Here is an 8,038-nt window from a genome sequence, read left to right on the forward strand (position 1 = left end):
CCGCCCCCGGCATACCGAGCATGAAAAGCGGATAGGTCGAGCGAGTCGATCGTATCGCTAATGTAATAGGCAAGGTGCCCGTCAGGGAGCCAGTCCTGCAGTGCGTGGGGCAGCAGCATTTGCTGCTACGGCTCGTAGGGAAGATAGCTTGATGTCATCGGTCAAAAATGCGTTTGCTCGGTTGACATGGATGATATCAAGTTTCTGCCGCGCAGACTCCTAGCGTCCGGTCCAGGATAAAGCAGCGAAATTCCAATTCCCAGGTCACCACGCCGGAAACGAGGACCGGCATGGCGTCGTCGTATTCGGCCGGCAGTTCCGGTCCGCGATAGACGTCCGCCGGAAAACTCTTGTCATTCGGCGGCTTGATGAATGCCGGTTGCGCCAGCTGGCGCGCGGCGCCGAGCGTGGCAAGGGTAATGGCGCGCTTGCGGTAGTCGAACGGAAGCCGCACCAGCCAGTCTTGCGCCGGATTGAGCAAGGCCAGGCCGAGTTGCTCGGCGAGGGTGGGGCCGAACAGCGCCTCGGCGTACAGCACCGGAGCGGCCAGCGATTGCAGCGCCGGCGGCACGCGCCAGGCGGCCAGCCGCTCCACTTGCCAGCCAAGGCGCGCCGCCGCCTTCCACAGCACGTGCGAATCGTCGGTATGGCGCGGTGTGAGGATCAGGGTGGGCATGGGGCAATCGGGGCGGGAAGTTGATCCGGGGCTGTCATCATATAGCTGGCACGCAGGTTAAAGGCAACATTCGACAATAGGCGGCAGTTGTCGCACCGAAAATCAAAGCATCCATGCAGCCTCGCCGGTAATTGCCAGGGGCCATCGCAGGCCGGACAACGCCGTTGCGCTTCCAGGGCGGCGCTGCGGCCTTTATCGCGGTACAGGTAGTAATAAAACGGCTTTCCGGCCCGTTCCGACAAGACGGCGCAGCATGCGCGGCCGGCTGCCGACAATGCGCTGTCGATCACCGACATCTGGCGCGTAGCGGCTTTTTCCAGTACCGTGCAATTCATTTGCAGATGGTCGCATGACTGATAATCGGACTGCCACGATATCACGTCATGAAACTCGGTATCGGGCGGCGCAGTGAACCGGTACAGCGGGACCGGCCCGAAGCAGTCCATGCACCGCACGGGCGACTCCAGTGTCAGGTAGGTGGTAAATAACACGTAAGCGCCCGGGTCGGCGCAGCCGCATGCCTCGGCCGAGTCGCATTCTTCCCCGATAAGCGACCAGGCAAAGGTGATGCCCGCCAGCTGCGCGTCGGCGATGCAGCGCCTGACATAGGTGCCGTGATAGCGCGCGTCGAGCGAATCCGCGGCGGGCGTCAATACGGTCGTGACGCAAGCGCCGCTATCCATGACAATCGGCCATTCCCTGCCGCAGACCTGGCCGTTTTTTCTCAACGCGCCCAGAAACAGATTCAAGTGCGCAGCCGGCACGTCGCCGGGCGGCGGCCCCGTGAAGCGCATGTCAATTCGTACTGCGTGCATGGTCATTCCATTCGTGTGCGAGCCTGCTTACTGCGTGCCCGGCGGGTCTTCATGCGCCTCAGGCGGCGCAGGCGGCGCGGGGCGCGGCTTGGTGTCCGTCTTCTCGGACGCTCCTGTGGCCGATGGAAACACCGGCGGCGGCGGGGAAACAAACTCGGGCGGGCGAAGCACGCGCGTTATGCGGACCGAGTATGTCACCGCGAAGTGGCGCTCGACCGTGGCCGGAAACGGCTGAGATTCCCTGATCGCCTTGCCGACGGCGTGGGCGTAGCGTTTATCACCCGATCCGTCCAATTGTTTCAACGACTTGACCTTGCCGGCGGCATCGAGAACGACGTCAAAGTCGGCCGATCGAAGGCCGGGCGCGGCATCATTGTCGACCCTGTAGTCGATGCGCGAGCCGATTTCATCGAGCTGGGCGGGCGTCAGCCGTTCGCCCTGAGGGGGCGCTGGCGGGAGCGCGCTTCTGGTGTTCTTGTTCATCTCCGTGAGCAGGGGGGCGTAATCCGGTTCCTGGCCGGGTGTCAGAGCGGCCGGCTTCCAGGGCGCCTGATTGACCGACTCCAGCGTGGGTGGTGTCGCCAGGGGAAGCGCTGGGGGAATCGACTTCATCGAGTTGAACAGGACGGAGATCAGTATGATCACGCCCACGATCCAGCCGAAACCCGAGCTCGACTTTTCCGGCTCGCCCGCGACTGCCGATTCGCTCTCCCTGACGATTAATGGAGCGCCGCGCTCGGCAGTCAAAGCGGCATACGCTTCGTGCCAGCGGCCGATTGCCTCCTCGTCTGCGATCAGCCTCATCAACCCAGGGAAACGCGCCAGCATTGTCTGCAAATGCGGCATCAGGCGCCGCAGTTCGCCAAGCCGGGGCAGGGCAGGCTTGCGCAAGCCGGCCAGCGCTTCTTGCTGCCCGGCACGGTCGACTTCTTCCTGAGCGTGGAACATATTGCGCTCGTCGATGGCGCGGTTGACGATGGCGCCCGGATGACCGAACTTTTCGAGGCGATGGCGGTCTGACATCCATCCGAACACGCTGATGGCGGCGAAGAACAGGGTTTCATGACCGAGCTGGCGCGCACCGGCCAGGAAATAGGCGACGCGCGCTTCGAATCCCATGCGGGCGGCAATGTTGAGCAGGCGGTCATCGTTCAGGCAGCGTTGCAGCTCGTCGGCCCAGAGGGCGTCGTCGTACAGCATGCGGCCCAAGCGCAGGCTGGTTAGCGCGCCCAGGAATTGTTGGAAGACATCGTCGGCCAACTGCCCGGGATCGGTTTCCAGGCCGGCATTGCGGGCGGGCGGCGCTACGCCCGCGTCGTCCCGCTGGGTAGCTATGTTGACCGATACCGGGGCTTGGGACGGGGCGTACGATGGCTGCGGCGCAGGGTGGCCGCCGCCATCGGCGTGCATGACGTCGGCGCTGGCGCTGGTGTGAACGAGGGCGTCGTCCATGCCGCTCCCGTCATCATCATCATCATCATCATCATCGCCGCCCCAGGCCAGCCATGCCAGGGCCGATTCGTAATCCGAACGCAGGATCTGGAAGCGGTCAGACTCAGTTTCCTGGTTGATTTGTTTGAGCTGGCGGGCGTAGGCGCGCCGGATGGCGCGTTCGTCGGCGCTCCGGTCAAGGCCCAGGCGGGCGAGGAATGGCGGTATGTGGGGCATGATGAAGAAAGGAGGGTACGCCGAAACAGGCAAAGGGTGAAACCGGGGCGCCGCCATGAAGCGGCGCCGTGGGCGTCACAGGTCGGCGTCGCCAAAAGGGTTGCCGGCGTGCCGGTGCTCGACGTAATCGAGGACCTCCACGAAGCGCTTGGCCGCAGCGTCGATGAGGCGCTTGTCCTGGCTTTCCAGATTGCCCTCGAAGCGCGTCATCTCGACCGACAGTTGATCGCGTACGCTGCCGCGCAGTTGCTGGTAAAGGCGCTCGCCGCGAGCCAGCAGGGTGCGCATTTCGATGCGGTCGCGCGGGTGGATTTTAAGCTGCGACAGCGACGCCAGGCGGTCCTTGATTTCCTGCGGCGACAGCAAGCCCGGATTGCCTTCGATAATCAGGACGGCGCTTTCGGCTCCCTTGCGCGCGCTCGCTTCGACCTGCAGCAGGCCATTGACGTCGTAGGTGAAGCGCACCTCGACCGACTTGTCTTCGCGCGTGCCGGGCGGAACCGAAACGCTCAGGGTGCCCAGCTTGATGTTGTCGGCCACCATGCGCGCTTCGCCCTGGTAGATATTAATTTCGATAACGCTTTGCTGCTCGTGGATTGGCGAATACGTCTTGACGCGGCTGACCGGCACCACGGTGTTGCGTTCGATCACCGGGTCGAAGTGGCCGCGCGAGTGGCCGCCCGAATCGTACTGCATCGCGATTTCGACGCCCAGGGAATACGGCGAGACATCGGTCATGACGACTTCGTCGAGGGCGGCATCCTTGCTCTTCAGGCCGGCCTGGACTGCCGCGCCGAGCGCGACGACTTCGTCCGGATTGATGTCGCAGGCCGGGAAGCGGCCGAACATGCGCGCCACCATGCGGCGCACGACCGGCATGCGGGTGGCGCCGCCGGCCAGCACGATATTGTCGAGCTCGGCGCCGACCAGGTTGGCGTCGCGCAGGGCGCGTTCGACCGGGTGGCGCAGGCGCGCCAGCAAGGGGGCGCACAGGGTCTCGAAGGTGGGTTCGTCGAGTTCCATCGAAAAATTCTCGCTGCCTTCGGTGACGCGGATCAGTGCGCGCGCGGATGTGCTCAGCTCGCGCTTGGCCAGTTCGACCTGGGCGCTCAGGCGCTGCATGAAGTGGGCGTTGTCGCGGTAGGTCTTGTTGAGTTTATTGTGCTCGAAGAAACGGTCGACCAGGGCGCTCACGAAATCCTCGCCGCCAAGGAAGTTATCGCCCGCCGAGGCGCGCACTTCCATCACGTTCTCGAACAGGTCGAGCACCGAGACGTCGAAGGTGCCGCCGCCGAGGTCGAACACGAGGAACTTGCTTTCGCTGTCGCGCAGGTGGATGCCGTAGGCGAGGGCGGCCGCGGTCGGCTCGTTGAGCAGGCGGTCGACCTTGAGCCCGGCGAGCTGGCCGGCGGCGCGGGTAGCCTTGCGCTGGGCGTCGGAAAAATAAGCCGGGACGGTGATGATGGCTTCGGTGACGGGCTGGCCGAGGGTGGCCTCGGCGTCTTCCTTGAGCGCGCGCAGGATCAGGGCCGACAGTTCTTCGGCGCGGAAAGCGCGCTTGCCAAGGGTGATTTTCTTGTCGCTGCCCATGTGACGCTTGAAGGCGGCGGCGCTTTGGGCCGGATGGGTTTGCAGGCGCTCGCGCGCAGCACGGCCAACCAGGATCGTGCCGTCTTCGTCGACGCTGACGCAGGACGGGGTCAGGACATCGCCCAGCTGGTTGGGGATGAGGCGGGCGGCGCCGTTCTCCCAGACGGAGATCAGGCTGTTGGTGGTGCCGAGGTCGATTCCTACGATCATGCTAAATCCCATTGAGTGACGGTGAGGCGTCGCCATGCGGCTTAACCTTTCAGTACAGCAATGATAACCGAAAAGCGATGGATCGTTGGTATTTGAGCAATCGATCATGCTCAAATTCATCTTGCGGCGCAACACTTCCAGGGGCGGACGCGTTCCCGGCCGGCGGGTTCCGGCAAGCGCGGCAGGAATTGCCTTTGCGGTGTTGCGATGGCCGGCAGGCGCCTTGGTGTGGCCGGTGCCGTTTCAGGTGATGCGAAGGTACTCGTAGCGGGCAGCCAGTTCGTCCCGTTGTGACGGCGTCAGATCCACGCCATCGAGCCACAGCTGTTTCAGCGACGGGATTGCGGACAGGAGCTGCAACAAGCTTGCGGCCTGCATGGAAGGCAAATGGTCGTACCCGCCGACAGACACATATTCGAGCTCGGGCAGTCCGGCCAGCAGAACGAGATCGGATTCCGGGATGGACGTTGCCCACAGATCGAGCTGGCGCAGCTGCTTCATCCTGCAGAGGTGCGCGAGGCCGACGCGCGAGATGCGGGTGGCGCCGATGCTCAAGCTGGTAATCGACGTGGACGCGCTGAGCTGCGCGGCCATGGCATCGTCAAAGCAGGAACCCTCCAGGTCAAGCGACGCCAGCTTGGGCAGTTGCAGAAGAGCGCCGATGACCTGGGCCGATAGTTCAGCTCCCTGGGCACCGAGTTCGCGCAACGACGGGCACCTGCAAACTTCCATGATGTCGTCTGCCGAGAGGGAGTGGTTCGCTCTGAACTCTTCCAGCGCGGATGCTGCCGAAAATCCTTCCAGGCGGCCGGGTTTTACCATGCGAAGCACGTCGAGGACCCGTAATCCGGGAATCGACACCATATGCCGCATCGCCGTGCGCGTGATGTCGCACCATAACCATAATTGGTCCACCGATTGGAACGAGCGAAATCCGCGTGCGATCCGCTCCGTCAGCAAGGGCATCTTTGTCAGGGAAAGTTTCTCGACAGGACCGCTGGCTGCAAAACGACGCAGGTCGGCTGAGCGACAACTGCCCTCGATATTCACACAGTTGGCTTCGGTAGTTCTACTATCCATGCGGGTTCTTCCACGACTGGTGAGTGAAGATAATAACTTCGAGACAGCGAGCGGTGTCGCTAAAGAATAACGATCGACACGTTGATATCGGGATGGCGCAGTTGAAGGGCGCGCAGGAAGCCGCTGAGCCGCTCCGCTTCGTCGAATACGGCGAGACGCAGACTTGACCATCCCTCGAATATCACTTCCTTCGGCAACACGGACGCATCAAGGTTGCAAATGAGGTCCCGCAGCAGTTCCCAAGTGAATTCCTGGTTAACAGGAATTCCAAAAGCGTGCGCGACAGTCTGTCGCACGAACAATGGCGACCGTGCATAGGTCAGGTCTATCCATAATTTTTCGCTACGCACTCGGTATTCCATATGTCATTCAGTCCTCCCAACCCCGCCCGATGATGGTGCCCTGCAAGGACATTCAAATGGCGCCGCTTGCCGCAAAAGGCGGCCATTTTAACGCAGGACTAGTGGACCGTGGCAGAACCGCGTCGCCGACGCAGCGCGACCGATACGCATGATGGGGACGGAAAGTACAGTAAGGATGAATGGGATCGAACCGACCTTGCAGTTCCCGATGCCCGGGTGCGTGAGTAAGATCGGCTTTGCCCGCGCCATGGGCAAAGTCGCTTACCGCCCCCAACAGTGCAGTCCGGACGCCGCCGTCCTTTTACAGGCGGGGCGTGCCAGCACAGGTCAACGAGCCCGCGCGCGCACCGAGGAAAAATGGGCACTGCAGGAATTTGGGGAGGCGTACCGGCGCTACCGTACCCGCACACCGGCCTTCAGGCCGCGCCTCGCAAAACATGCCGATGCAAATGCCGCATCTTGACGAGAAATTGAATGGATATAGGTCAGATGGCATGGACGTAGGTCAGATCTATTCTTAGACCGCCTGGCAAGACGAATTGCTTGCTCCACGAGCAATAATACTTTATACTGAGCAATTGCAATCGCGTGCCATCGGCCAAAAGCAGTCGTTCACACTGCCACACTGAATATTAGTATCAATGAGCCAACATGACCCAACGAATCAAGGTAGGCAATTTTTATCTCGACGTCCGCACCGAAAACGCCTCGCTGGACAATTTGCGCAGCGCCCAAAGGCCACTGATCGCCGAGAAGACGGATACGCCTGAGCCGCTGGAGCCGGAACCATACATTTTTCGACCTAACGATCCGTTCCAGTCTTCGATCGACAGGATTGAAGCGGCGGGCAGGTTATCGCCGACACACAAGCCGTGGGTCAAGACGGCATGGCTGTACGTTTTTGTTATCTGTCCGTTATTTTTCATGGAACTTTTTACGTTGGCACTCAAGTTCCAGGTCAACGGCGGCTGGAAAGCCTTTGCGTTCATGCATTTGATCATGCTGGCGTACGGCTTTGTGTCTTATTCGACGTGGCTAGACAAGACCCAAGGTCTTCCAGCAAAAAAATCGTTGTAGCGAACACCTAATGAGACGCGATCCAAAGCTGTCGATCCGTACAATAGGCCGCAAGCGAACATTCGACTCGGCCGTTTTATCCAGCTCCTTTTCGGCCGGCACAATACTCGTCGTTCGACGCGAAGCTCATCGGGCTAGTAGCGCCACTTGGCGCTGCCGCGCCGTGACCTTGGCAGAGCGGATAAACAGGCTGCCGGCGCGGCGACCATGGCTGTCCTCCCTGTCACGGGCGAGTCCAATCGACAGAAGTCGGCCATGCACTGTCGGCGGCGTGTGGGATCGATTCGGTGTAGCGCTTGCTGTAGCTGATGAGCGCCGCTAACTATTCATTCACCTTAAAGCCGCTGTGCGGTCCAGCTGTCTTCCAGTTGCGCACTTCCGCAGCCAGTGACCTTGTATGTTGAGCAACTACGGTATTAATGGTTACTAATTCAAGAGCCTCTTGCAAAACTAGCGGAACGGATGAAAATTGCTTGGCAGCGCAAGCGAAAAGGTGGGGGTGGGCGCCCATTTCTGGCATGATTTAGTTTCTAACGCTTAATCAAAACGCCCACACCATG

The 8,038-nt window shown here is 61.3% G+C and carries 7 protein-coding genes; 1 reads left to right on the plus strand and 6 read right to left on the minus strand.

Annotated elements, in window-relative coordinates; genetic code table 11:
• Positions 1-196: 196 nt before the first annotated feature.
• The 6 genes from F2P44_RS33635 to F2P44_RS33660 all read right to left on the minus strand — a co-directional run bounded on the left by F2P44_RS33635 (position 197) and on the right by F2P44_RS33660 (position 6,389).
• Positions 197-676 carry an ATP-grasp domain-containing protein gene (locus F2P44_RS33635; RefSeq protein ID WP_167094345.1) on the minus strand — a complete coding sequence of 160 codons (480 nt, stop codon included), beginning with the start codon at positions 674-676 and terminating at the stop codon, positions 197-199.
• Positions 664-1,440, minus strand: a complete 777-nt coding sequence (locus F2P44_RS33640) for a DUF2310 family Zn-ribbon-containing protein (protein WP_167094347.1) — start codon at positions 1,438-1,440, stop codon at positions 664-666. Before F2P44_RS33640 ends, F2P44_RS33635 begins: the two co-directional genes overlap by 13 nt.
• A gap of 78 nt (positions 1,441-1,518) precedes the next feature.
• Positions 1,519-3,159 carry a TonB C-terminal domain-containing protein gene (locus F2P44_RS33645; protein WP_167094349.1) on the minus strand — a complete coding sequence of 547 codons (1,641 nt, stop codon included), beginning with the start codon at positions 3,157-3,159 and terminating at the stop codon, positions 1,519-1,521.
• Positions 3,160-3,234: 75 nt separating this feature from the next.
• Positions 3,235-4,959, minus strand: a complete 1,725-nt coding sequence (locus F2P44_RS33650; RefSeq protein WP_167094351.1) for a molecular chaperone HscC — start codon at positions 4,957-4,959, stop codon at positions 3,235-3,237.
• Positions 4,960-5,202: 243 nt separating this feature from the next.
• Positions 5,203-6,009: a leucine-rich repeat domain-containing protein gene (locus F2P44_RS33655; protein ID WP_167094353.1), complete on the minus strand. Its 807-nt coding sequence runs from the start codon at positions 6,007-6,009 to the stop codon at positions 5,203-5,205.
• An 89-nt stretch (positions 6,010-6,098) separates the two neighbouring features.
• The gene (locus F2P44_RS33660) at positions 6,099-6,389 is read right to left on the minus strand and encodes a hypothetical protein (protein ID WP_167094355.1); all 291 of its coding nucleotides are present in this window, start codon (positions 6,387-6,389) and stop codon (positions 6,099-6,101) included.
• Positions 6,390-7,052: 663 nt separating this feature from the next.
• Here F2P44_RS33660 and F2P44_RS33665 point away from each other — a divergent pair.
• On the plus strand, positions 7,053-7,478 hold the full coding sequence (locus F2P44_RS33665; RefSeq protein WP_167094357.1) for a hypothetical protein: 426 nt from the start codon (positions 7,053-7,055) through the stop codon (positions 7,476-7,478).
• Positions 7,479-8,038 lie beyond the last annotated feature (560 nt).

The organism is Massilia frigida (assembly GCF_011682175.1).
Taxonomy (GTDB): domain Bacteria; phylum Pseudomonadota; class Gammaproteobacteria; order Burkholderiales; family Burkholderiaceae_D; genus Telluria_A; species Telluria_A frigida.